This is a genomic window from Helicobacter monodelphidis, from assembly GCF_003288845.1.
In the GTDB taxonomy this organism is placed as follows: domain Bacteria; phylum Campylobacterota; class Campylobacteria; order Campylobacterales; family Helicobacteraceae; genus NHYN01.
The window spans coordinates 1-26,528 of record NZ_NHYN01000024.1 but is presented as its reverse complement, the minus strand read 5'-3'; the positions used below and the strand labels follow the sequence as shown (position 1 = coordinate 26,528).

The following is a 26,528-nucleotide window of genomic DNA, read 5'->3' as shown; positions in this document are numbered from 1 at the left end:
AACCTTTTAAAAGGCTTCTATCCTCATAAAATTGCTTCATCTTATTTGCATTCTATCATCTTGAAATAGCAGTAAATCGCCCTTTTAGGGTGGATTACATACTATCGCCTAAGCATTTGATAATACCTCTAGAGATTCGTTGTGCTATAAGTATGTCATTAAAAAAGCCCTAAAAATAGGCATTTTCTCTATTTGTCTTGTGGTTGATTGCTTCAAAACCTGTGGAAGTGGCATTGTCTTTATAAAATGAAACTGAAATAAAATCATTGGTGTTTTTCTTTAAGGTTTGGGGGATTTTTGGACTTAGGAATACTAAGGGACTTAGTATGACCTCTAAAAAATTCAAATCCACTCCTAGAGAATCTGAATTTTAGATAAGGTTTGTTGTTGTAATATTACTTTCCTTAGGTTCATATTTCTTAATTGAATCTAAAGAAACCCTGTTATTTTTTGATAATCCACCTGCATCCACCCCTTACTTTCCCTGTCCATCTTTATTTTCTGTGGAATATTAATATATGCCTTTTATTAAGAAACCTTTTGGGTGGGTGGGAAAAATACCTCTCTTGACAGGCTTTACGATGAAAGTCAAGAAGTTTAAAAAGTGGATAAACTTAGGTTTTTTTAGGGTTAAAGATTAGCTTTAAGGTAAGACAATAAGCTCATAAGCCTATTTATGGCACACTTTCCCATTGGCCTTTAAGCTTTGTGGGGTGAGTGAATATAGCACAAAATAATAAGGAGTGCAAATGGCGAATCAAAACAATATTGCAGAAATTTTAGAGCAAATATATAAATATATTATTAATTTTACTTTGAATGTTTATGTTCTGTATGCCTCCCTTTTTTTCTTGCAATAAAAGAGGTAAAATTCTAAAGTGATGAGGCAGTAAAAAAGAGCAAGTATCAAAAAGGGTTAATAGGTTCTTTTGTTTTAAAGCCTTATTTGAAAATAAATATTTATTAAATATTTAGCATTTTATCTAAGGCTTTAAATGCTTGGGCTCTTATTGTTTCATTGAGCAGAATTTCATGAAAATAATCCCCCTTTTTGTATGATTCTAGCGTGAAAATAACATCATCAAGAGTTGTTTCATTCATGGTTGGACATTCTGGTTTGCTTGCACTAAGAACATAAGTATTTTTTTTTCTTAAACGATTCACGAGATTGAATTCTGTGCCTACTACCACCTTTTGTTCTGGATTGAGAGATTGGACAAAACGGATAATCTGACTTGTTGAGCCGACAAAATCAGCCTTCATACATACTTTTGGGTCACATTCAGGATGTACAGCAACGAGGATATCAGGAAATTTTTGGCGATAAAAGTCAACATCTTCAGGTGTAAAAAGTTGATGTACAGAGCAAAACCCATTGTAGCAGATAATATCTGCCTTTAAGATATCTTCTTTAGAATCTAAGCCAAGAGTTGCCGCTGATTGATGATTTTGGATTGCTAAATTTTGCCCTAAACAACGGTCGGGTAGAAAAAATATTTTTTTACTTTCTTTTTGTGCGTACTGCATAATTGTTGTCGCATTCGCAGAAGTACAGATAAAACCATCCATCTCACCAACTTTTGCCTTAACTTCTGCACTGGAGTTAATATAGGAAACAGGTAGAATATTATTTCTAGGAATACCATAGGATTCTAAAGCTGCAATGGACTGATCAAAATAACTACTATCAATCATTCTTGCCATCGAACAACAGGCATTTTTGGGCATAAAAACTCTTTTTTGTGGAGCAAGAATTTTAACGCTTTGCCCCATAAAGCCAACTCCACAAAAAATAACTAATTCTTTATCACTCTCTTTTGATTTTTTTGCTAACTCTAAGGAATCACCGATAATATCAGCAATGTCAACAATTTCATCGCGTTGGTAAAAATGTGCAACAATCACTGCCCCTAATTCTTCCTTAAGTATTTGGATTTTAGTTTTTTTATTCATTGTTTTCTCCTTATTTTATTCTTGAAAGAAGCCGATAGAGCTCGCAAAAGAGATTTTTCCTAATTCTGCATTAATATTGGCAGCAGTGAAAAGGACTATGCTAGAACCCATCTTAAAATGTCCTATTTCCTGTCCCTTTGGAATAAAAATGGGTTTGTCATAGGTATAAATCGCATCGCCTTGCTTGGCGTTTGTGTGAATACATTTTTCAATATAAATAAGAATTTTACCTACATTCATTGCACCCACCGCCACAAAATATAATTCTTGATTGAAAGAGTCTAAGGCTTTAATCACAACTCTTTCATTTTCTGTAAAAACATTATATTTTTGTAAGATTGAGGGGCGCACAGATAAAAGATTACCACTAAAATATCGCACACTAAGAATGTGCATATCTGTTGGTGCGTGGAAGCGGTGATAATCACTTGGAGAAAGATAAAAATTTATATATTGTAAGTTTGTATCTAATTTCTCCCCCAATAATTTGGCAACTGAATATTCTTTACCTTTAATTTGTAGAGCAATATTGTGATATGTTGTGCCTTTCGCAATGATTGTGCTATCACTAGGTGCGATAAGTATGTTTGGATTCTTATCAAAAGGGCGAGGGTGAATTAAGGAACGCGTGAATAATGCATTCAAACTTTGGTAGTGCGAAGGTGGGTCAAATTCATGCATATCAATTTTAAAAATTGAAATATACACCTTATTGATAATGTTCTGAATACATGGGAAAAAGGTAAAATTAGCAAAATAGCCAAAAAGATTTGATAATAGACAACGCATTCATTCTCCTTTATTTTTGAAAAGTTTTTTTGGCGGTCGTTACTTTTTCAAGGTAACGACGTCCCTCTTGCGAGGCAAGTTTATTGCGTAAAATATAATATACCTCCTCAGGCTTTTTTTGATTAATGACATTCACTGCTGTCTTGCGGTTTTTGTGGAAAGTATCTAGTACTGCACCTGCTCCGGCATTGTATGCTGTGATAATGCAATATTCAAGGCTTTGTGCATTTGTGATGCCATTTAAGTATCGTTTAGAAAGAACTTGTAAATATGCAGTTCCATAATGAATATTAGTTTCAGGTTTGTAAAGCATATTTGCAGTGGGTATGCCCTTGCGTCCATGAATATGTTCGTGTGCATCGGCACCGGCGGTTTTAGGAACAATTTGCATAAGCCCATAGGCAGGAGCACGACTTGTTGCATATGGATTAAAGCTACTTTCTGTTTTGATGATTCCAAGAATTAAAGCAGGATTCAGCTGATATTTTTTTGCATATTTAGCAACAATATCCCCATATTGTGCATTTTGTACTTCATGATAATCTTGTTGCATATCAAAATTAACCGCCCACACCTCTCTTTTTGGATTCTTTAATGTTCGCTTTGTAAGTGCATTTTGTATTAAATAATCTGCATAGCGATTTGCACGCCACTCAAATAAAATTTGTTCTCCGTCTTGGTCCTTGACAAAATCTGCAAGATAAGGTCGACCGCCAATTTTTACCTCACTATCGTCTGTAAGTTCTAATCCATTTGGATTATTTGGTGCAAGTAATGTTGTAATGATGGCTTTCTTGAGGGAGGTTTTTGGATTCTTTGAGTCAATGGTTTCAATGCTGATATGCCCTTTTTCAAAATCTATGCTTGCACGACTTTTGTAATGATTAGTATATTTGATAAAAATTGTTTGCGTAGCACTCTTATTTTCCTCTTTACCCCAATTTTCATCAACATGTGCATTGAAAATTTCATAAATCTTCCTTACTCCCTCCTCACTTTTCTTTAGATTTTCAATATCTTTAAAAATATCGGCAGGATTCTGAATGTACTGGTTCTTTTTTTGCTCCACTTTTTGGGTAATGGTTTGCGTGATTTTTGCACCCAATTCTTCAGATTGAATAGCATTTTGAATTTGTTCCACTTTTTGTGAAGTTTGCTGCATTTCCTCGATAAATTGCAATGGATTTTCTCGATAATATTGTCGCTTTTCTTGAGTGATTTGATTAATCTCATCGCGAAAATTATCAGCCGTAGCGGTGCGCGTAATTGTTTGCCAAGTACAACCCATTAGACTAAAAAGAGTAGAAAGAGCAAGTAGACTAAAAGGTAACTTGGACATAATTCTCCACTAGCAACAAGATTTAAGCATTCCAGCTGCTAATTCTTTTGCCTTATCCAAAGAAAAAAGTTGTTCAACAAGCGTTAGCCCAAAAGCTAGAGCGGTTGCCGGTCCCCTTGATGTAATGACTTTACCACTCACAACTACATTTTGATCATCAATATATATTCCACCGGGCATTAAACCTTCCATTCCGGGATAGCAAGTGAATTCTATACCTTTCAAAACACCGGCACTATGTAAAGCGATAGGTGCTGCACAAATTGCAGAGACAAATTTTCCTTTTTGATGGAATTCCTTAATAACTTGTTGTGGTAGCTCTTCTTTTGCAAGGCTCATTGCTCCATCATAGCCACCAGGTAAAGCAATCATATCAAAACTATCGGTTGAGACATCTTTTAGTAAAGAATCTGCAATAATCTTAACATGATGTGCACTGGTAACAATTAAATCTTGATTGATACTTGCAATGGTCACATTTGCACCCGCACGACGCAAAGTGTCAATAATGCTAATCGCTTCAATTTCTTCAAAACCTGTTGCTAAAGGGACTAAAACAGACTTGCTCATTGCTTAACCTTTTCAATGTATTCGCCTAATTCTGTGTTGACTTTAATAATATCACCTTCTAAAATATGGTAGGGTACTTGCACGACTGCACCTGTTTCTAGTGTGGCTGGTTTTTTACTTGCACTACTCGTATCACCTTTGAAATTTGGCGGTGTTTCAATAATTTTTAATTGTACAACTGGGGGTGCATCAACAGAAATAGCTTTATGGTTATGAAAAAGTACAGAAATACTCATTCCATCAACCAACCATTTGCCCGCATCACCCACCTGTTCATCTGTGAGAGCAATTTGTTCATAATTTTCTGTATCCATAAATTGAAAAGAATCTCCGTCATGATATAAAAACTGCATTTGCTTTTCAACAAGATGGGGTTCATCGCACTTATCGCCTGCATGAAAAGTTTTTTCAAGTACTTTACCATCAAGAAAGCTTTTCATTTTTGCACGTACAAAAGCTGCTCCTTTACCGGGCTTAACATGTTGATATTCAACAATACGATAAGGAACCCCTTCTAATTCAATTTTAAGACCTTTTTTGAGGTCGCCCATACCATAAGCCATTCTTACTCCTTTAATTGATTAAATTTTATTAGAACTACCTAAAATATCCATTCTTTCTGCAATAACTTTCGTCATTGCCGTTGCCGCAGGACTGAAAAATTTACGCAAGTCAAATTCTGTATTGTTTTCATTTCCAATTCTTCTAACTTCAGCCATATAAGCAATGCGTAAATCTGTATCTGTGTTGATTTTATTGATTCCACCTTTAATAGCTTCTTGCAAGAATGCAAATGGAACACCTTTGCTACCCTTAAGGTCACCACCGCTTGAAAGAAAAGCCTCACGCACAGAATCTGGAATAGCACTTGCTCCATGCAAAACAAGGGGAATATTTGTTAGTTTTTTGACTTCCACGAGTCGTTTAAAGTCAAGCTGTGGTTCTCCTTTGAATTTAAAAGCACCATGACTGGTTCCGATAGCAGGGGCAAGATAATCCACTCCTGTTTCTTTGACAAATACTTCAGCTTCTTTAGGATTTACAAGAACGGCATCTTTTTCGCTTACACTAATATTATCTTCAATGCCCATCAATCTTCCTAACTCTGCTTCCACTCCAATTCCGCAAGTGTGTGCAACCTCTACAACACGTTTCGTTTCTTTGAGGTTTTCTTCGAAAGGGTGGTGGCTTGCATCAATCATTACAGAGGTAAAACCTGCACGAATAGCTTTTACGCATGATTCATAGCTCGTACCATGATCAAGATGTAAAGCAACGGGAATAAATGGATAACGTTCTGAAAGAATCTTAACAAGCCCAACTGCCATATCGATTCCCATATATTTGATTGCTCCCTCACTAGCTTGAACAATTAAGGGAGAATTTTTTTGTATGGCTGCTTGAAAAATAGCATTCAGCATTTCAAAGTTTACAAAATTGAATGCACCAACCCCATAACCCTCTTTGTGTGCTTTTTGTAAAATTTCTACACCGCTTACTAACATTACTTTTCCTTTTATTTTATTTCGATTTTTGCACTTTTGCGTAAATCGGTTGCTGTTTGTGAGACATTATCTTTAAATTTTTGTAATTTCAAACCTTGTGTAATGCGTTCCTTTGCTTCCTTTAGTGGTATTGTTCCGGCTTTTTTCTTGTCGTCAACATAGATAATATGGTAGCCAAATTCTGTTTTTACGGGTGTTTTGCTGTAGTTATTTTTTGCGAGCTTGAATGCTGCATCTGAAAAATCTTTTGTCATACGATCATGAGGAAACCACCCTAAATCCCCACCATTATCCGCAACACCTTTATCAATAGACTTTTCTTTAGAGAGGGATTCAAATCGTTTTAAAATATCACCCTTTGCTTTACCTAATTCAGCAATAATTTCCTTTGCTTCCGCTTCACTATTCACAAGAATATGTCTTGCTTTAATCATTTCAGGTTGTTTAAATAGCTTTTCCTTATTTGTGTCATAGAATTTCTGAATTTCTGAATCATCAACTTTAACTTTATCCAATTCTTTTTTCATCCATACGCCTAATGCAAGTTCATCTTCAGCGTCTTTGAGAGCTTTTTTGAAATCACTACTTTCTCGAATTCCCTCTTTTTTTGCCTTTTCAACTAATAGCCTTTGATCAATAGCTTGATTAAGAATATTTTTTTGGACATCGGGTGGAAGTTGTGTATAGTCCGTTCCAGGTGGCATAACACGCATAATCATCGCAATTTCTTTATCTGTAATTTCCTGTCCATCAACTATTGCATAAGTTTTAGCAAATGCAAAACCACTCATTAAGAACGTCATTGCAACCGCACTTTGGAGTAACTTTTTCTTCATTATTTTCCTTTCAATATAAAATTAATCATTTCTTATCGTTTTAATGTTTTTTCTAACTCTACAACCATTTGCCAAGTACTAAGAACGGTATCAGGATTGAGAGAAAGAGAATTAATGCCTTGTTCAACAAGGAATTTTGCAACTTCAGGATAATCGCTAGGTCCTTGTCCGCAAATTCCACAATATTTACCAGCCTTTTTAGCGGCTTTTATCGCTTCAGCAAAGAACTTTAAAACTGCAGGATTACGTTCATCAAAAACATGACTGACAAGTTCACCATCTCGGTCAACTCCTAAAGTGAGCTGTGTTAAGTCATTAGAACCAATTGAGAACCCATCAAACATATTTAAGAATTCATCAGCCAAAAGCACATTTACAGGTAATTCACACATCACATAAATTTCTAAGCCATCTTCACCAGAAACGAGGCCATTACGACGCATAATTTCAAGAACTTTTTTGCCCTCCTCAGGAGTACGCAAGAATGGAATCATTACTTTCATATTGACTAGCCCCATTTCACTTCGTACATTCGCTAGGGCTTGACATTCCCATTCAAAAGCAGGGCGATAGGTTTCAGAATAATAGCGCGAAGCACCACGATAACCGAGCATAGGATTTTCTTCATGGGGTTCATAATTAGTGCCACCAACCATACGGCGATATTCATTTGTTTTGAAGTCGCTTGTTCGTACAATCACAGGGTTAGGATAGAATGCAGAAGCAATCATTCCTACACCTTCAGAAATTTTATTGATAAAAAATTCTTTAGGGTTTGCGTAGCCTTGCATAATAACACTTATCTTGTCATAATCCTCAATATCCGTTTTACCATTTTGCATATCAACAAGAGCTAAGGGGTGGGCTTTAATATAATTATTAATGATAAATTCCATACGTGCTAAACCAACACCATTATTAGGCAACATAGAGAAACCAAAAGCCTTTTCAGGGTTACCCACATTCATATAAATTTTTGTTTTGGGTTGTTCAAAGGTGGAGAGGTCGATTGTTTCAATGCGGTATTCATAGATACCCTCATAAATGCGTCCTTCTTCTCCTTCTGCACAAGAAACGGTAATTTCCATTCCGGTTTCAAGTTTTTCTGTTGCACCCATTGCACCTACAATTGTTGGAACGCCAATTTCTCTTGCAACAATAGCCGCGTGGCATGTTCTTCCACCACGGTTGGTGATAACGGCAGCAGCTTTTTTCATTGCAGGTTCCCAATCAGGGTCTGTATTGTCTGTTACAAGAATTTCGCCCTCTTTGATATCAGACATATTGACGATATTATTGATTACACGGACTTTACCACAACCAATTTTACCACCTACAGCTTTACCTGTTAGTAAAAGCGTCCGTTCCTCATTTTCATTCACAAAGTGAAATTTTTCCAATTTTCGCCCATCTTTTTTAAGTTTCTGGCTTTGTACGGTTTCTGGACGTGCTTGCACAATAAAAAGTTCATTAGTGATTCCATCCTTCGCCCATTCCATATCCATAGGGCGATACTCTCCAGCTTCTTTTGTGTAATGTCGTTCAATAATCATTGCATAACGTGCAAGAGTGAGTATCTCCTCATCAGTGAGTGAAAAAGTTTCTAGTTCTTCCTTTGTCGTTGGAATATTGCGTGTTGGGTGAGGGCTACCTGGAGCAGCATAAACCATTTTTTGGTGTTTTGTGCCAAGTTGTCGTTTAAGAATTGGACGTTTTCCTTGTTCAAGTGTGGGCTTGAAAACATAGAATTCATCAGGATTCACTGTCCCACCCACAACATTTTCGCCAAGCCCCCAACTTGAAGTAATGAAAACAGCGTCTTTAAAGCCAGTTTCTGTATCGATAGAGAACATCACTCCAGCACTTCCTTTATCTGCTCGCACCATTTTTTGTACTCCTACAGAAAGAGCAACTTTAAAATGATCAAAACCCTTACTAGCACGATAACTAACCGCTCTATCTGTAAAAAGAGAGGCAAGACATGATTTAACATAGTGCATTAATTCCTGATTACCTTGCACACTTAAATAGGTGTCTTGTTGCCCAGCAAAGGAAGCATCAGGTAAATCTTCAGCAGTTGCAGAGCTACGAACCGCAACATCAGCTTGTTCCATGCCATATTCTTCGCTAAGGATTTTGTAAGCTTCAATAATCTCTTCACGCAATTCCACAGGCATAGGCGTTCCAAAGATTAAATCGCGAATCTTTTTACATCTAGCCTTAAGAACATCAATTTCGGTCACATCAACACCAGTGAGTAATTCTTGAATCTTTTCGCGAATCCCCCCATCGCTTAAGAGTTTCCAATAAGCTTCACTCGTGATTGCAAACCCATTTGGAACATTGATTCCCATAGGAACAAGCTCCTTAAACATTTCTCCAATACTTGCGTTCTTTCCGCCTACTAATGGGACATCTTTATTGTTCAATTCCTTGAAAAATTTGATATATTTCATATTTGCCACTCCATTTCTTTATTTGAACAAAATCTAACAAACCTAACAGAGAATTCTACATTTTAAAAGTTAATGATAGCCTTAGATTGCAAAATAAGATTGAATAAAAGTATATTTTAAGAGTATGTTTTTTATTTATTTGTAATAATAATTTTACTTGCTTTGAAATTCCTTTTAAGATATTAAACTACCTTAAAAGGAATTTAATTTTTTATATCCTTACATCTACTTTAGGGTTAAATGGAAAGACCGAAGGTTTTGAGTTCCAATTCTGTTGAGATTCTTTTTTAGAGTTTATATGGAAATTCATGTTAAATAATTCTTGGACATAAAACATACTCCCATCTTCATGCCTTAATCCAAAACTTAAAAAAGAGCCATCACCATAAGTAAGCTTTTCGATTGCAACAATTCCCCAATCTTTCAAAGAAACAACTTTATTCGTTTCGTCAAAAATTGCACCCACTTTTGAAAAATCAAGATTATTTAATTCTTCATTTGTCATCTTTTTGACTTCTTGGTTGCTTGATGACCTGTTACCTTCTTTGTCAGTAATGAAATCTCCAGTTCCTGAATATAAATCTCCAAGCTTGATTTCTCTTTCTTCACCAGAACCAAAAATGAGAGTAATATTCTCCCCCTTTTTGTCAATTTGCATTCCAACGACAACGCTTGTATCTTTTAAACCTTTTAAGAATGATTCTGCATCTTTACCATTCATACCTTCTTTAACAAACTGAACATTTTTCTCGCTGTAGTCTAGTCCTGTGAGAGAGGTAAATTCTTGAGCTAAAGCAGGGCTAACCCAATGGCTTTGTTCTAGTTGTGAAATCATTGCACTAAGCTTCTGTTGCCTGAACTCTGAACCTGTTCCGAGTGTTTGTCTTGCTTCGTGATCACCCATCCAAGGATTTTCTAATGTTCCACGAACAGCAAAGTTTTGATTGAGCTTCCAAAAAGGAGTCGGAAATCCAGAAAAGGCACTTCTTTGCAATTCTTGGGTATCAGTCTTATGTCCTAGCTCGCTTGCCGCTTGAGCTGCTTTTTTGGCATAGTGAAAGTCCTCAACTTGCTTAAGTGTTGGAAAAGTAATTCTTTCTAGATGGTGGGTGTTGTCAACTCCTCGTTTACGATAAGATAGGTCAAGTTCTTGATCAAATACTTTTAGGGCGGTACTTAGATCCGTCAAGTCAATATAACCTTTAGGATTTAAAGAAATCAAGAATATTATCTTTTTTCATTTGCTTATGGCTTTCCTCTGGACGCACGGTAGACACAAAAGATCTTTTATCTTCCTCGTTAAATAATTCTCTTAGATCAAAATTGCCCATTACTTCTAAGAAATTCATCTCGATTTCATTGCCTTCTTGATCGTAACCTGTCAAAACTAAATCTTTCCCTAAAGCGTCCTCGTTACTTATTATACCATCATTATTGCTATCAAATTGCAAGAGTTGCCCCATATCCTTGAAAAGGCTAAGTGCTTTATAATCTTCCCCTTGCACCTTAAGAGCTATACGCATTTCCCCATAAGGAGTTTCAATCGTGCGACTTCTTGCTAAATCACTTGAACCTTGATTAGAGTAATTAGAATAAAATTCTAATGTATTAAGAATATCTTCAGGAACATTCCCTTCCACACGCATTTGGAGTAAATGGAAAGGAATTTGCAAAGGTTTATTCTCAAGATCTGGAATATCAATTTTTCCTAAATTTTGGATAGGCATTTTTTGCCCTTGCCCTTGAATGCTTTGAGTTAGAATTTGTGCCATATTTAGTTTATTTTGAATTTGCATTTTTTTCTCCTTTGTTAGTGTGCCACAGGGACCATTCTTAAATCAAATAAATGAACGACCCTTGCCTTCGAGTCTGGCATTTTTTTCTTAAGTGTCTTGAATTTCTCGTTAAATTGAGCAAATTCACTACTTGGAATAGGCTTTAATTTTGCTTTCTTTGCGAGTTCTGGGGATAATTCTGCTCCCCATAATGTTAAGCTTGAAAATAGCATAAGTGTAACTGCTAAACTCTTCGTTTTCATTTTTCCTCCCTGAGATATTTTGGTTGCAAACCTTAACTTAAAGATTTGTCTGTATACGCTTATATCGACAATTTGAAAAATAACTGAAGTAATAGATGAATTTTTAAGAATAGGGGTGGTAGAATTTCGGCTTTAAAAATATTCTGTCAATCTTATTTTCTTTCATTAAACTTCCTTGAAGTTAGGCTTTGGGTCAAAGCAGACAGATACAGAAAGGATAATTATGTGGCAAAAGGCACAACAATATAGTGTAAAATTCTGGTCTCCTCTACCAGCGGTGATTGCACTAGGCATTCTAGCAACTTATTACTTTGGTTTAACAGGAACTTATTGGGCTGTTACGGGTGAGTTTACGCGTTGGGGCGGGCATTTATTGCAAGCTTTTAGCGTTGATGTGAGTGATTGGGGTTATTTTAAAATTATGGGCTTACAAGGCACTCCGCTTGATCGCATTGATGGTGTGATGATTATTGGTATGTTTGGCGGTGCGTTTGCTGCTGCCTTAATGGTGAATAATGTTAAATTCCGACTCCCTCAAAGTCGTATTCGTATTGCTCAAGCATTTATTGGTGGGATTATAGCCGGTTTTGGTGCAAGGCTTGGAATGGGTTGTAATCTAGCAAGTTTTTTTACTGGTATTCCGCAATTTAGCCTTCATGCATGGTTTTTTACTATAGCGACATTAATTGGCGTATGGTTTGGAGGGAAGGTTGTTATGCTACCATTCTTTACCTCAAAAGTCCCCTTACAAAAAGTGAATATGATGAAACCGCTTCCTGATGCACATAAGAATGCAAAACTATTTTTTGTGTTGGGCATTTTAGTGTTGGTTATTTTAGGAATTTTTATCGTGATTCTTGCTCAAGGTGCTATTCCAGAAGGTAAAAAAATTCCTGTCTTAGCGATTGCTATGTTTTTTGGTGTATTGTTTGGGTTTATTATTTCACGTGCACAGATTTGCTTTACCTCTGCATTCAGAGATTTATTTATTACCGGTAGGGGTTATATGGCAAAGGCTGTTGTTATTGGAATGGCTGTTTCTACCATTGGGATTTTTAGCTATATTTTGCTTGGAATGCCTCCTAAAATTATGTGGGCGGGTCCAAATACAATTATCGGCGGTGTACTTTTTGGTTTTGGAATTGTAATTGCAGGGGGCTGTGAATGCGGTTGGATGTATCGAGCGGTTGAGGGGCAGGTGCATTATTGGATTGTAGGTTTGGGTAATGTTTTGGGTGCAACTCTTTTAGCCGCAACTTGGGATTATTATGCCCCTGCTTTGGCAACAGATTTTCCAAAAATTAACCTCTTGGAATCTTTTGGAAATTATGGTGGGCTAGTTTTTAATTATGCCTTGTTGATTTTATTTTTCTTTCTGGTCGTGGGAATTGAAAAATTTTATCTCCGAAAAAATCGACTTAAATTACAAGTAAAGGATTAAGTATGAGTACGCAACAATGGATTCCAAATTATCGTCTTGATTTGCAAGGAGAACCTTGCCCTTACCCAGCAGTTAGAACGTTAGAGGCATTAAAGGAGCTAAAAAAAGGAGAGATTTTAGAGGTACTAAGCGATTGTCCGCAAAGTATCAATAATATTCCTATTGATGCTAAGAATTATGGTTATGAAATGCTTGAGGTAGAGCAAATGGGTGCAAGTATCCGCTATCTGATTAGAAAATAAATCAAATAGCCAAGATATTTAAAGCACTATTAAAATATTTTAATGTGGGATGGGGCAAGGAACTCAGTTTTCTAAGAAGGGATTTTGTATATTGCACCATCCATGACTTCCTTGTATTCTCAAAGAAACTACCTGGTGTGGGCAGTTTCTTTGAGTAATCTTGCGGGTATTTCCCCTTTTTAGCGTTTGGTGTATTGAAAATATGTTACAATTTGTGCATATTTCTATCAGTCTTGATATACTTCTTGATAAATTTCCAAATGTAATTTAACGATTGATTCTTGAGAAAATTCTTCTTGAATTTTTTGACGCGATGCTAAGGAAAATTTTTGTCTCAATGCAGAATCTTCTGCAAGAATGGAAATTTTTTCTGCAAGTGCTTCATCATTACCCACAGGAACTAAAAAGCCATTTTTTTTATCATCAACAACCTCTTTACAACCGACAGCATTTGTTGTAATGATAGGTTTGCTCATACTCCCTGCTTCAAGAAGTGTACGGGGAATACCCTCTCTATAGCTAGGAAGTACAAAAATATCACAAATTGCAATTAACTCTCTAATATCTTTGCGTTTTCCAAGCCACTGCACCTGTCGTTCAGACTCTAAGAATTCTTGCTGAATGGCTGAAATATTGCCCTTATCCACATCTCCGACAAATAGAAAAACCCAGTGAGGATTCTTTTCTTTTAGTTTCTTTGCAGCAAGGTAATATTCTTTAATTCCTTTATGCACGATTGCCCTTGCAACCATTAAAATAACGATAGAATTTGCTTGAAGATTAAGGGTTTTAATGTATTCTTCTCTAGTTTGAATACTAACCTGCTCTTGTGAAAAAAAATGTGTATCTACGCCTGAACCTTTAATTAATGCCGCTTTAGATTCTTTCAGAATCCCTTTTTGTAAGTAAAGATTCAAATCATCTTGATTTTGAAAAATAACCTTTTTAGCAATTTTAAAGGCAATACGATTGAGTGTTTCAATTACAAAACGCAATGTCTTTGCTTTGGTGGATTCTTCAATATAAAAACTTCCTAGTCCTGTTACACTGTTGATAACAAAGGGAATACCCGCCATTTTTGCAGCAATTGAGCCATAAATATTAGGTTTAATTGTGAATGTGTGGATAATGTGAGGTTGCAATTCCTTGAATTTTTGTGCAATGCGACGAATAGTTTTAAGCTCTTTAAGGGGGTTAAGACTACCGCGGTCAATTTCATATTCTACCGCTTCAATGCCATATTCCTTGAATTGGTCAAAATAATCTCCTCTTGGCACAAGCGCAACGACTTGATGCCCTCTTTGAACCAAAGATTGCATAATCGGCATACGAAATAAATAAAGATTCATATCAAGATGTGATAAAAAAACAATTTTCATGCAAGATTCCTTAAGTAGTGATGATGCCAAACACCTAATCCAAAGAGTGTAAAGAGTATTTTTGCACGTTTTTGTGCAGGAAACATTTCTGGTTTATATAAGCATTGTTCTAGGAAAGTGGGCTGTATAAATTCTTTAATAATCTCACTTTTAGTGATACGTTCAAAAATAATTTCTTTTAATTCTCCATTTACCCATTCATTTAATGGAATTTCAAAGCCTCTTTTGGGGGCATTAATGAGTTCATTTGGAAGGTATTTTTGGGCTAACTGCCTTAGGATAAATTTAGTTGTTTTTCCGTTAATTTTAAGTTTATCATCTAATCTTGGTGCTAATTTGAGAATCTCAAGCCCTAAGAATGGGCTTCTTGCTTCTAAAGAATGTTGCATTGTTGCAATATCCATTTTGGGCAATAAATCACAATATAATAATAGCTGACTATCTAAGTAAAGCATACGCGAAAGAGGTGTGAGACTAGAATCGGTAAAAATACTTTGAATCCATTGTTCCAGTTCTTGATTTTTGGGTGTCTGCTGAAATTGGTAAAAATCTTCAAAAATATCTGTTGTCGCACTAGCATAAAGAGCCACCCCCCTTTTTTTGGACATAGCCAGCAAGCGATAAAGATAGGTGTATAAAGATTGTTTTTTGTGAGGATTTGGAAGAATAGATAAAAAGGGAGAAAAAAATTGAGTGATTCCTAAAATGGAATTTGCAAAAGGGATATAACGACGATAGCCTCCAAATAATTCATCTGCTCCATCACCATTTAAAACAACACTTAAATGTTTCTTGGCTTCTTGGCTAACATAATAACTTGGAATAGCAGAACTATCCATATATGGGCGTCCATAAGCAGAAATGATTTTTTCAATATCATCTTTGAGGTGAGACATATCAATTTCTAAACGTTGGTGGTCTGTATGGTATTTTTGTGCAACAAGACGACTAAGTGCACTTTCATCAAATGCTCCCTCAAAGGCAACCGTGAAAGTTTTGAGTTTGTTTGTGTGAGAGGAAGCAAAAGCGACAATCAAAGAAGAATCAATACCACCGCTTAAAAAGCTACCTACTTCAATACTAGAACTTTCAAGACGTGATTGCACAGCAGAATCAAGGGCGTTTTCTAGGGTAGCTAAAGCCTCTTGCGGGTGAGTAATTTTGGGTTGTTGGTAGTGGTGTAACAAATTAAAGTAAGGTTTAAAGGAGGGTTTTTGTGGGGATTGAAGTGATACAATTCCAAAATGTCCGGCAGGAACGGCATATACATTTTGGTAAGGCGAGGAATCTTGAGGAAAAAATCCCAATCGCAAATAAAGCTGAATTTGTTCTTTGTCAATTTCTAAATGTTGCATTTTTGCTAGGGTATTGAGTTCACTAGAAAAAGCAAAGATATGATTATAGCAATAAAAGAAGAATGGTTTTTTGCCCATTCTATCTCTTGCTAAAATTAGCTTTTTCTCTTTTTTATCTAAGATGGCAAATGCAAATGCACCATCAAATTCTTCAAAGCAAGATGTCTGAAAATGTTCAAATAAAGCAAGAATCGTTTCTGTGTCTGATTGCGTTTTAAAGGCATAGTGAGGGATTTTTTGGCGTAGGTAATGATGATTGTAAATTTCTCCATTAAATATTATACTTAAATGTCCTCGTTCCATTGGTTGTTTTGCACTGTCACTTAAATCTTGAATGCTTAAGCGACAGTGCAAAAGTTGTGTATTTTCAAAAGTGATTGCACCCTGCATATCTGGTCCGCGATGGGCTAGGGTTTTTAATATTGAGTCTGAACAAACCTGATGATTAATAATGCCTGCTATGCCACACATTAGTTCTTCCTTTCATGAATAAGTTTATAAATTCTTCCTGTTGGATTACTGGCGACTAACTGAAAATACTTTTGTGCATTTTCTGTGTTGAGAAATAATTGTAACGCAGTGGATTGAAAAGAATTAGAATCAAGTAAAAAAGCAGAACTTTGCTCTTTAAGATAAATAACATATAAATTAGATTGCTCGAAAAAACTTCTTTTATTAATGTTTGGTTGCGTGTGAATGAAAGAGTGGTTCATTTTTTCTTCTGTAATAATAAGAATCTCTTTGATGGGAATCTCAATTTTTTCATCTTTAATTAAAAGCCCTTTTTGAAGGTCAATAATGGCAATATCCTTGCCTGTGCGATAGTTTTTTAGGTAAAGTTTCTCTTCTTTTTCTTGTAATAATTCAGAGAAAAAGTAAAAGCTATTTTTTAATGGTTCACCACTAGATAGATGAATGTTACTAAAATTTTCAATGCTAGGTAGGAGCTTAAACATTCTTAAAGGAATATAATAATAAATATCTTGACTTTTCTCTGGAAGTTGAATTTCTTTATTCTGTAATAATGTATCCAGGGATAAATTCGGATGAGTTTTATCTAGTTGATAATATTTAAAGATATAGTCAACAATTTGATTGTTTGGTAAATTTTTCTGAAATATTTGTTCTGTAAATTCACTTGTTATATACGCGAGATTTAAGGAAGGGAAAAGAGGTTGAACAAGCATATAACTTACAAGAAAATTGATGGAACCATCATGTTTTCCACCATCAATAAGAGTTTTTGTGTCACCATAATAGCGAATTGCATAACCATAATCCCACCATGCAACAACATAGTCTTCACGATTAGCTAGAGTTTTCAAATGACTGAGTAATGTTAATTCTTGAGGGTTATAGAGAGAAAAATAGCGGTATTGTTGAATATGCTGAATGCTTGGGTATAAGCAAAGGGAGAATAAAAAAATAAAAAGAGGTATACGAATATTAGAATGGGATACATAGCTTAAGATATAGCTAAGAAAAAAGGAGAATGTAATCGCTAAAAAGGGTACAGCAAATATATTAAAACGCAATCCCCATTCTATACCCGCTAAACCTAAAAATATAAAGGGAATTGTAAGAATAAAGCAAGGGTATTTAACGATTAATAAAAATAATCCAATGATTGAAAAAATAAAAATGATAATATGAGAAGAAACGCGCTTAAAAAGAGTAGGATAATCAATGGCACTAACTTCATTAATTGTTGTTAGGACATTCCAAAAAATAAATTCACTCTGTGTGGGTAATTCATGCAATATGTAGATTTTAAATAAAGAATGTAATAAATCAAACGAAGTATAAAAAGCAACTCCAAGTATACAAATAATAAAAAGTACTATAAATGAATAAAGTAATTTTGGCCATTTTAGCAAGAAATGTGTGCAAAGAATATAAAATAATAACGCAAAGCATAGAGGTACAAAATGGGGGATAATTAATGTGAGCGATGTAATACTGATGATGTCCAAATATTTTAAGAATCTAAAAGATTTTTCCTTCTTAATAGAATAAAAATAAAAAGTAGATATAAAAGTAAAAATGAGTAAAATAATAAAAAAAAGTAAAAAAATATTTTGAATGCCATGATGCCAATATACACTAAGAATACCGAAAATACCCATTAAAAATAAGGAAATTGGACGTAGATGATGAGTAGAGTTATTATTTAAAAAATATTTAAAAATAAAATAATAAAATGAAAGAACTAAAGGTAAAATTAGCATATCTGTATCAAAATACCCAAGTGCGGTACGATTATAGTAGCTTACGCAAAGCCCACCAAAGATAGCAGCATTTAAAGCACCAAAATAAGGAATATCAGGTTTTAAAAAATCAATTTTGGATTGTTGAATAAAATGTAATGTAATGAAAAAAATTGGGAATGCGATTAATGAGCCACAAAAAACAGGCATAAGTAACATAAGCCATGAAAGTGGAATGCCTGTAGTTTGAGCAATGAAAGCTGTAAGAATGGAAAGCGGAGAGTGGATGGGTGAGAGGTCATTTTCTTGATGAAAGCCAGCAATAATATCGCGTGCACCCTCTGCATAAAAATAACCATCGTTGTTACCAATGATTGGCGCTCCCTCAAAAAGAAATGAATCTTGCATAGCATAATCTAGCCAAAATAAACGCACAACAATCAAAGCAACAAAAGCAATAAAAGCCCACATAAAAGGCAAATAATTTTTAGTTAAAAAATGAATTGGCAATCCTTTTTGGTAACATTATACCAAATATTTAACTAATATTTAGAAAAAGTATTGAAATTTATTTTTAAATTTTGTAATATAAATAAATATATAATAGAGTAATTTTTAATTATCAGTTAGATATTAAAATAATTTTGTTAGGGTAGTTGGCTACAATTTACGACAATACCTAATCTCGCTTTAATTAAGAGTGGGCAATTTAATATTTTTATTGAGTAAGCAATTCTTTTTTAACTCTAGTGAAAATTTTGATTCATACCCTATCTTTTCAATAATGAAAATATTAATAGAGATATTACAGTTGATATTTTAGACACAACACCTGTAGTAGATTTTGAAAAAATACTCAGAAGTGCATAGCTTAGAGGAAAGCTTAGTGATATTTAAATAAATACAAAGGTCAAATTCTACAAGAACAGTATAAAGCCATACAGCTAAAGTAGGAAATTTTACTGTATGATATGTGGCTGATGTTAAAAGAATGGAATTGTATTTAGCATATGAGATTCTCAAGAAATATCAGAGTTTGATAGTTTTTTACTTAACGCAAATAAAGTGAGAATGCAAGCTCTTTGGAGAGGAATTATTTTATAGAAAAGATAAATAGCAGAGAAACTACAGAATGAAGTGTTAACCCTATTTTTTTTGATAGGTACACTCAAGCGTATGTCCATTTTTTTGAGCATTAATCAAGGAAAGGGGAATTTGTTGGCAGTTTTTTGCGAATAGCTTTACCCCTCCGCCAAGAATAATTGGAATAATAGAAATTTGATATTCATCAATTAGATTAGACTCAATTAATTGCTGAATTAGATTTGCCCCTCCACACACCCATATATCTTTGCCATCTTGTTGTTTGAGTTGTGTTAGTAGCTGAGCGGGCGATTCTTGCGTAAAAGTAACTTGCTGTGTTGAAGAAATATTTTGATGGGTGAACACATAACTTTTTTGTTGCGGATACACCCACTTATCGGGTGATAATTCAGTGATGATTTGCCGATAAGTATTAAAACCCAAAAGAATGGTATCAATATTTTGAATAAAGTGAGTGTAGCGATCCACATCCTCCTTGCCACACTCTAACCAATCTACATTTCCCTTATTGTCGGCAATATAGCCATCAAGACTCATTGCAATAAATAAGATAACTTTTCGCATTTAAAACAGTGGATTAATTTTTGTCTTTATTGATTAATTTGTTGCTATTAATCCAAGGCATCATTGAACGCAATTGCCCTCCAACTTTTTCGATAGGGTGGTCTGCAAGATTTTTGCGTTCTGCATTCATTCTTGCATAACCCGCCTTTCTTTCTAAAATGAAATCTTTTGCAAATCGTCCTTCTTGAATATCTTTAAGAATTGCCTTCATTGCTTTTTTAGATTCCGCATTAATAACGCGTGGACCACTTATCATATCACCATATTCTGCGGTGTTTGAGATTGAGTATCGCATATCAGCCAAACCACCCTCATAAATCAAATCAACAATGAGTTTTAATTCATGCAAACATTCAAAATACGCCATTTCTTCGGGATAACCTGCTTCAACAAGTGTTTCAAATCCCGCTTTAACAAGGCTTGTTACACCTCCACAAAGTACAGCTTGTTCTCCAAATAAATCTGTCTCTGTCTCATCTTTGAAAGTTGTTTCAATAATTGCACTTCTACCGCCACCGATAGCACTTGCATAGCTTAATGCAATCGCTTTTGCATCGCCACGACTTGTATCTTGTTCAACCGCAATTAAGTCAGGAATTCCCCCACCTTTAACAAACTCACTTCTTACAGTATGTCCTGGTGCTTTGGGTGCAACCATAATCACACCCACGCCACTTGGAGCTTTGATTTGCCCAAAATGCACATTGAATCCATGCCCAAAAGCAATGATTTTATCTTCTTTTAAGTGAGGCTTAATGTCTGACTCAAAAACATCAGCTTGTAATTCATCTGGAATCAAAATCATAATAACTTCCGCCCACTCCACGGCTTGATTCACCTCTAAAACTTTAAAATTCTTCGCAACAGCCTTTGCCCAACTCTTTCCGCCTTGATAAAGTCCAATAGCAACTTCAACGCCACTGTCTCGCAAATTTTCAGCATGGGCATGTCCTTGAGAGCCAAAGCCAATAATCGCAACTTTTTTCTTTTGAATGAGTGATAAATCGCAATCTTTATCATAATAAATTTTTAAAGCCATTAGGTAACCTCCAGGTATGTGTCATTTTATGCTAGAATACTCAAAAAATTGAGTCTTACACTTTTCAAAAAAAGTGTTGCTTTATTGTATAATAAAAAGCTAACAAAAACCTTAATTGTTTGCATTGTTTTTACATAAAGTTTACACAAATAATGTATGATTCTTCATTGAAACATTGCTTTGGAGGTTGTGAATATGAATCAAAAAACAGAGAAATTTCATCAAGGGGTAGAGCTAATCTCTTCTTTGATGCAAGAATTATTATCACCCATTCCTCATGTGTACGCTAACTTTATCGCCCTGCAACAATCATTTGCTAAAGGGAAAGATATTGAACAAATTTATGCAGAAGAGTTACCACATCTAAAGGAGCAAACACCTGAACTTGTTCGTGCATTTTCTCTTTATAATATGCTTTTGAATGTGGTGGAGGAGCTATATGGGAGAGAGCGAGAAAGCGAACACATTCTTTTATCAACGATGAAAGAATTAGAGCAAGATGGTTTTGATAGACGCGATATTTTGAAGGTTTTAGGTCAAATTCAATTTTATCCAGTTTTCACTGCCCATCCTACAGAATCTAGACGTCGTACATTCTTGGAATCTCATCATGACTTTAGCCAATATATTGCTGAAATTCTCAATAATAAAGAGTCAATAGAAGCAAAACGTGCTTATGAGCGATTGTTGTATCGTTTAGCAATTTTATGGAGAACGCATCTTGTTCGTGATGAGAAAATTCAAGTTTTATTTGAATTGGATAATCTTTTGTATATCATTGAAAGTTCTTTATTGTTGAGTGCGTTAAAAGTTTGCAAACAGGCTTCAACGCTTTTAGATGCTCCACTAGAACAATCACCCATTAAGCTAGGAAGTTGGATTGGAGGAGATAGAGATGGTAATCCGAATGTCAATAATCACATTATGTTGGAAGTAATGAAGATTCAGCATCAAGCCATCATTAAGCAATATATTGAACGTATTGACCGCTTAAGTCGAGAGCTTTCACATGCTGGGGATTTGTGCAGTCCGAAAAAGGAATTGCTAGAATCTATTCAAAAAGAAATTCATCATCTTCCCCCTGCTATTCACACCTTACATCAAAATGAACCTTTTAGAGCAAAATTGCGTTTAATGAGGCAGAAAGTTGAAAATCGCTTGATTTATGTTAATCATAGTTCTGGAGTCGATTTTATTTATCATCATAGCCGAGAACTTATCGCTGATATTGATTTGTTAATTGATAGTCTTGATTCTACAAGTACAACCTTTTTAAAGGAATTTAGGAATCTTGTTTTACTTGGTGGTTTTCATCTTTTTGAGATGGATTTTCGGGAGCATCGTGATGTTTTAGGGGCGGCATTAGAAGAGATTTTTTCTTTATTGGGTTTTGTACACGGTGGGTTTTTTCATTTGCCTAAAGAAAAGAAAATTCAGATTCTCCATAAAGCTCTTGAAGCAGAACCTATCAATCTTAATTCTTTGTCAGGAAGAATCTCAAAGACTTCAGAGGAAATTACAGAGTCTTTTTTAAGAATTGCGTGGGCGAAAGATAGAATCAGTGAAAACATTATGGAAAGTTTTATTGTGTCAATGACGCAAGATGCAACGGATATGCTTGGAGTATTGTGGTTTGCAAAACAGAGTGGTTTGTGGGTTGAAAAACAAAAATCGAGAATATCTATCACGCCATTGTTGGAAACAATTGATGATTTACAAAGAGCAGAAGAAATAATGCGAGATTTACATCAGAGCCATTTTTATAAACAATATCTTATTGATCACCGCCATCGTCAAGAAATTATGATTGGTTATTCAGATTCAAGTAAAGATGGTGGGATTTTTTCGAGCAATTATTCATTAAATCAGACTATCACTCAGCTTATATCTTTAGAGCAAGAATTGGGCGTCAAATTTAAGCTTTTTCATGGTAGGGGTGGTAGTACGAGTCGTGGTGGTGGGCGATTGCAAGATGCCTTATTTGCCTCTCCAAAAGGTAGCGTATCTGGGCTTTTAAAAACAACAGAGCAGGGCGAAGTTATTGCTTCAAAATATCTTAATCGCCAAAATGCGGAATTTCATTTTGCAACGACTCTTGCAACGCTCCTTAAGTGTTCTGTGAATGATTGCTATATTGCAAACACGAAGAGTATTCAGAAATTACAACAGGATTTAATGCAACAAGTGCATGAGGTTTCGCGTCGTGAGTATCGTCAGTTAGTATATGAAAGTGATGGTTTTATTGAATATTTTAAAAAGGCAACACCTATTTATTTTATCCAACAGCTTAATATTGGTTCACGTCCTAGTAAGCGCAAAGATACCTTGTGTGTTGAGGATTTAAGAGCGATTCCATGGGTATTTGCGTGGACACAAAATCGTGCGATTATTCCGGCATGGTATGGTGTGGGCAGTGGGATTGAGGGTGCCTTTTTTGGGCAGGAAGACTGTTTGCAAGAATGCTATCAAGAAGTTCCTTATTTTCGTGTAATCATTAATAATGTCGCCCATGCACTTTTGAAGGTGGATTTGCAAATTACTGCCTTATATCATATTTTTGTAGAAAATAAAGTTATCCAAGAGTGTATTTTCACAAAGATTCAGCAAGAATATAATCGTACATTACATTGGGTGAAAATGGCACGCAATGAGCAAGAGTTATTGAATAATGATAAAGCATTGCGAGAATCAATTTTATTAAGAGCCCCATCATTGAATGCAACTAATTTATTTCAGGTGGAATTGATTCGACAATTTTATGCTTCTAGCTATGACGACCAGAAAAAAAGGCTTATTAAGGAGATTAATTCAACGATTGTTGGCATTGCACAAGGAATGAGGAATACAGGCTAAAAAAAGTCTTAGAGTAGTTGTCATATAATGTAAATTACAAAGTTAAAATTTAAAAATCAAAAGGAGTCAAATTTAGTGAAAAAAAAATTAGTTCGGGGTTTTTTGCCTATCGCTTTTGTTACATTGTTGTCGGGATGTGTACCGGTTGGTGAATATGTTTTTGTGGATAACCTTAATCATTGTCCATCTCCAGAAATGAAAATTGCACTTCAAAATATTGAAAATCATGGTGCAAATGACTTGAATCTAAATATGTTAGAGGTTAAAGGGGCTTTTTTGCAGGCTTTGAGTGAGAACGGTTGCGTAAGTATTGTTCCTGACTCGCAAGCACAAGCTGTTTTAAAGTATTCTAGTCAGATTATTGAACGGCCAGAGGAGGGCGGTTTTTTTCATTCAAGCACAACAACAACCCTTGTTGTTGATATGAATCTTGAAGTTAAAGAACCCAATAAGCAGCAATCCTTTCAAGGCGATAGCCGTCTAGACCTTGTTAATGAGCATTATTTTTACTTGGGCGGTTCTTTAGAAATCACACATGCTTACAAAATTCAGTCTCTCACAACTGCTAGTAAATTGCTTGTGAGAGGTATGTCTGATAAGATTAAACAAGGTAAATAGTCGTTTATTGTTGTTTAATAACGTCTAAATCTACTCCCTTTGGGGGGGTAAATGTAAATGTATTATTAGGAATGTTGTGGTTTGATTTATAGTTTTGAATGATTATGTTAATTTTATTTTCAAATTCATCTTGATAGGCAATAAGCATAGGGATACCCTTTTTATCTACACTAACAACATATTCTGTGTTCTCAATATTTGCATAAAATTTGCCATCTTCACCCTTTTTTGCCTTAGAAAGTAATGTAGAAAAATTCAACATTTTTTGGTTAATGTTAAGTAAAGTAACTTGTTCTAACAAAGGTTCATAAATGAGGGCTTTTTTTCCGTCCGAAAATAATTCCTTTGGGGTAGGTTCAATATAGTTCCAACGTACAAAATGAGGTTTTTTCATATAAAGATAACCTTTATAACTAACTTGTTCTCCCTCTGATGTAACGATTGTTTGAATAAAATCACCCTCTAGGCTTTTTAAGTTTTCAAAAGCACCAAAAACAGGGATAATTAAACATAAAATAAAAGGTAAAATCCGTAACATTGTGTCCCCTTTTTAAAAAATGATTATAATTGTAGCAAAAAAGTCAAAATATTCAAGTTTTTACCCTTATTTTTATTATTTTTGTGGTATGATTATGGTAATCATCTCTTTAGTTAGCTGGGTGAATTCTCGAGTATTCAAGGTCTTTATAATGAATAGCGTAAAAATGAAATTAGCAGTAATTGGTGGTGGATTAGTTGTAATTGTTCTAGTCGCATTAGCAGGAATGACTTTTGTATTTAATAAAATAACTCTAGAATCACAAATTTTAGAATCACAAAAAAATTATATTTCAATGGGGAAACTTTTAATTGATGATTTTTCGCTAGGGAATACAAAAGCCGTTGAAGGTCTTGCATCAATTATTCTGGAATTACCTATTGAAAAACTGAATTCACAAGAAGCAATTATGGAAAATGTGGGACCTATATTACGTTCTTTTAGGGAGGGTGGAGCATTTTTTTCTGCTGGAGTTGGCTTAAGCAATGGTGAGTTAATTGTTAGCGATACAGAATCCGATGCCAAAAAATTAAGCTATTATGCTTATGGTGCTGCAGATTCTTATGATGCGAGGACAAGAGATTGGTATAAGGAAACTTATGGTAAAGAAGGGATGTATATTTCTCCAACCTATATCGACGCATTAACTGGATTTCCTTGTTTTACTTATGCGATTTCTTTGACTAAGGATGGACAGTTTATTGGTGTTTTATCTGTTGATGTGCTTGTATTAGATTTACAGAGTATTTTTGAACAATTACCTGTTGTTATTTTTGCTTTAGATAAAGATAAGCAACCTTTTGTTTCTTCTGATGTACAAATCGTTAAAAAAGAGTCAGATAGTATTGAAGCTATTAAAAAACAAAATCTTAGTATAATTTATAATTTGGCAAAGCAGATTGGCGATTATAATTATTTTGTAATGGATTATCAAAAGCCAGATACAAAGCAGGTTGTAGAAAAATTTGGGATTTGTGTAAATACATATACAGGAGCTCAGGAATATACAATCTGCACAATAGACGATAATGATAAGATTAATGCACCAATTTATGCAATGGCTGCTAAACAGGGTATTTTATTGGTTGTTGCTAGTATTTTTTCTGTAATTCTTCTATTTTTTATTGTGGGTTATTATTTGAAACCTTTAGCTATGATTCAGAAAGGCTTACAATCATTTTTTGCTTACTTAAATTATGAAAGTCGGCAATTACCGCAAGTTCTTTCTTGTAAAGGAAAAGATGAATTTGGTACTATTTCTACAATGATTAACGAAAACATCCAACAAACAAATATAAATTTAGATATTGATGCAAAACTTGTTAAAGAATCCTTAGAAGTTGTAGAATTTGCCTCAAAGGGTAGTGCCTCAAAACGTATTTCACTGGATACAAACAATCCACAATTAAAGGAACTAAGAAATGCGTTGAATGGATTGCTAGAAGTGCTAGAAAAGGGTGTAGGTAGCGATTTAGTGGAATTAAATCGTGTGTTTGATTCTTACGCAACACTTGATTTTACGACAGAGGTTACTAATGCAAAGGGACGCGTAGAGATTGTTACAAACACTTTAGGCCATGAAATTAAAAAAATGCTTTCTACTTCCGCAGGTTTTGCACAAGAATTAGAAAGTAAATCTAAAGAATTAGAAAGCACTATTCAACGACTTTTACAGGGGTCAAATACTCAAGCTTCCTCATTA

Annotated in this window: 23 protein-coding genes; 5 read left to right on the top strand and 18 right to left on the bottom strand. The window is 34.8% G+C overall.

Annotated features, from left to right (window positions below):
* Window positions 1–169: 169 nt before the first annotated feature.
* The 12 genes from CCZ01_RS10480 to CCZ01_RS08770 all read right to left on the bottom strand — a co-directional run bounded on the left by CCZ01_RS10480 (window position 170) and on the right by CCZ01_RS08770 (window position 11,486).
* Entirely contained in the window at window positions 170–346 is a 177-nt protein-coding gene (locus tag CCZ01_RS10480; protein ID WP_181566382.1) for a hypothetical protein, read from the bottom strand.
* A gap of 617 nt (window positions 347–963) precedes the next feature.
* Window positions 964–1,953, bottom strand: a complete 990-nt coding sequence (nadA, locus tag CCZ01_RS08820) for a quinolinate synthase NadA (protein ID WP_112052853.1) — start codon at window positions 1,951–1,953, stop codon at window positions 964–966.
* A 15-nt stretch (window positions 1,954–1,968) separates the two neighbouring features.
* Window positions 1,969–2,742, bottom strand: a complete 774-nt coding sequence (locus tag CCZ01_RS08815) for a phosphatidylserine decarboxylase (protein ID WP_112052852.1) — start codon at window positions 2,740–2,742, stop codon at window positions 1,969–1,971.
* Between the two features lie 10 nt (window positions 2,743–2,752).
* Window positions 2,753–4,081 (bottom strand): murein transglycosylase domain-containing protein, encoded by a 1,329-nt coding sequence (locus CCZ01_RS08810; protein WP_112052851.1) that lies wholly within the window; start codon window positions 4,079–4,081, stop codon window positions 2,753–2,755.
* Between the two features lie 9 nt (window positions 4,082–4,090).
* Window positions 4,091–4,651, bottom strand: coding sequence for a DJ-1 family glyoxalase III (locus CCZ01_RS08805; protein ID WP_112052850.1), 561 nt, complete (start codon window positions 4,649–4,651; stop codon window positions 4,091–4,093).
* Complete coding sequence (gene efp / locus CCZ01_RS08800) at window positions 4,648–5,214, bottom strand: elongation factor P (protein WP_112052849.1); 567 nt, start codon at window positions 5,212–5,214, stop codon at window positions 4,648–4,650. Before efp ends, CCZ01_RS08805 begins: the two co-directional genes overlap by 4 nt.
* Window positions 5,215–5,232: 18 nt before the next feature.
* Entirely contained in the window at window positions 5,233–6,156 is a 924-nt protein-coding gene (locus tag CCZ01_RS08795; RefSeq protein ID WP_112052848.1) for a class II fructose-bisphosphate aldolase, read from the bottom strand.
* Between the two features lie 11 nt (window positions 6,157–6,167).
* Window positions 6,168–6,992: a peptidylprolyl isomerase gene (locus tag CCZ01_RS08790; RefSeq protein ID WP_112052847.1), complete on the bottom strand. Its 825-nt coding sequence runs from the start codon at window positions 6,990–6,992 to the stop codon at window positions 6,168–6,170.
* 32 nt (window positions 6,993–7,024) lie between these two features.
* Window positions 7,025–9,448, bottom strand: coding sequence for a pyruvate, water dikinase (gene ppsA / locus CCZ01_RS08785; RefSeq protein WP_112052846.1), 2,424 nt, complete (start codon window positions 9,446–9,448; stop codon window positions 7,025–7,027).
* Window positions 9,449–9,659: 211 nt separating this feature from the next.
* Window positions 9,660–10,637 (bottom strand): hypothetical protein, encoded by a 978-nt coding sequence (locus tag CCZ01_RS08780; RefSeq protein WP_146745239.1) that lies wholly within the window; start codon window positions 10,635–10,637, stop codon window positions 9,660–9,662.
* A 13-nt stretch (window positions 10,638–10,650) separates the two neighbouring features.
* Window positions 10,651–11,244: a hypothetical protein gene (locus CCZ01_RS08775; RefSeq protein WP_112052844.1), complete on the bottom strand. Its 594-nt coding sequence runs from the start codon at window positions 11,242–11,244 to the stop codon at window positions 10,651–10,653.
* Between the two features lie 14 nt (window positions 11,245–11,258).
* Window positions 11,259–11,486, bottom strand: a complete 228-nt coding sequence (locus CCZ01_RS08770) for a hypothetical protein (protein ID WP_112052843.1) — start codon at window positions 11,484–11,486, stop codon at window positions 11,259–11,261.
* A gap of 223 nt (window positions 11,487–11,709) precedes the next feature.
* Here CCZ01_RS08770 and yedE point away from each other — a divergent pair, with 223 nt between their 5' ends.
* Complete coding sequence (yedE, locus tag CCZ01_RS08765; RefSeq protein ID WP_112052842.1) at window positions 11,710–12,927, top strand: selenium metabolism membrane protein YedE/FdhT; 1,218 nt, start codon at window positions 11,710–11,712, stop codon at window positions 12,925–12,927.
* Between the two features lie 2 nt (window positions 12,928–12,929).
* Complete coding sequence (yedF, locus tag CCZ01_RS08760) at window positions 12,930–13,169, top strand: sulfurtransferase-like selenium metabolism protein YedF (RefSeq protein ID WP_112052841.1); 240 nt, start codon at window positions 12,930–12,932, stop codon at window positions 13,167–13,169.
* A 227-nt stretch (window positions 13,170–13,396) separates the two neighbouring features.
* Here the strand turns inward: yedF and CCZ01_RS08755 are convergent, their stop codons facing one another.
* The 5 genes from CCZ01_RS08755 to ilvC form a co-directional block, all read right to left on the bottom strand.
* Window positions 13,397–14,548 carry a glycosyltransferase family 4 protein gene (locus tag CCZ01_RS08755; protein ID WP_112052840.1) on the bottom strand — a complete coding sequence of 384 codons (1,152 nt, stop codon included), beginning with the start codon at window positions 14,546–14,548 and terminating at the stop codon, window positions 13,397–13,399.
* Window positions 14,545–16,374: an asparagine synthase (glutamine-hydrolyzing) gene (asnB, locus tag CCZ01_RS08750; RefSeq protein WP_112052839.1), complete on the bottom strand. Its 1,830-nt coding sequence runs from the start codon at window positions 16,372–16,374 to the stop codon at window positions 14,545–14,547. Before asnB ends, CCZ01_RS08755 begins: the two co-directional genes overlap by 4 nt.
* The gene (locus CCZ01_RS08745; protein ID WP_181566381.1) at window positions 16,374–18,620 is read right to left on the bottom strand and encodes an STT3 domain-containing protein; all 2,247 of its coding nucleotides are present in this window, start codon (window positions 18,618–18,620) and stop codon (window positions 16,374–16,376) included. Before CCZ01_RS08745 ends, asnB begins: the two co-directional genes overlap by 1 nt.
* 636 nt (window positions 18,621–19,256) lie before the next feature.
* A complete protein-coding gene (locus CCZ01_RS08740; protein ID WP_112052837.1) occupies window positions 19,257–19,778 on the bottom strand; it encodes a dihydrofolate reductase family protein in 522 nt (173 codons plus the stop codon).
* A 13-nt stretch (window positions 19,779–19,791) separates the two neighbouring features.
* Window positions 19,792–20,817, bottom strand: coding sequence for a ketol-acid reductoisomerase (ilvC, locus tag CCZ01_RS08735; RefSeq protein WP_112052836.1), 1,026 nt, complete (start codon window positions 20,815–20,817; stop codon window positions 19,792–19,794).
* Window positions 20,818–21,012: 195 nt separating this feature from the next.
* On the opposite strand from ilvC, the gene CCZ01_RS08730 reads away from it, so the two are divergent.
* Complete coding sequence (locus CCZ01_RS08730) at window positions 21,013–23,670, top strand: phosphoenolpyruvate carboxylase (RefSeq protein WP_112052835.1); 2,658 nt, start codon at window positions 21,013–21,015, stop codon at window positions 23,668–23,670.
* A 75-nt stretch (window positions 23,671–23,745) separates the two neighbouring features.
* The gene (locus tag CCZ01_RS08725) at window positions 23,746–24,288 is read left to right on the top strand and encodes a hypothetical protein (protein WP_112052834.1); all 543 of its coding nucleotides are present in this window, start codon (window positions 23,746–23,748) and stop codon (window positions 24,286–24,288) included.
* Between the two features lie 4 nt (window positions 24,289–24,292).
* Here the strand turns inward: CCZ01_RS08725 and lolA are convergent, their stop codons facing one another.
* The gene (gene lolA, locus CCZ01_RS08720; RefSeq protein ID WP_112052833.1) at window positions 24,293–24,826 is read right to left on the bottom strand and encodes a LolA-like outer membrane lipoprotein chaperone; all 534 of its coding nucleotides are present in this window, start codon (window positions 24,824–24,826) and stop codon (window positions 24,293–24,295) included.
* A gap of 151 nt (window positions 24,827–24,977) precedes the next feature.
* On the opposite strand from lolA, the gene CCZ01_RS08715 reads away from it, so the two are divergent.
* A partial coding sequence (locus CCZ01_RS08715) for a methyl-accepting chemotaxis protein (protein ID WP_181566380.1) occupies window positions 24,978–26,528 on the top strand: 1,551 nt, incomplete at its 3' end.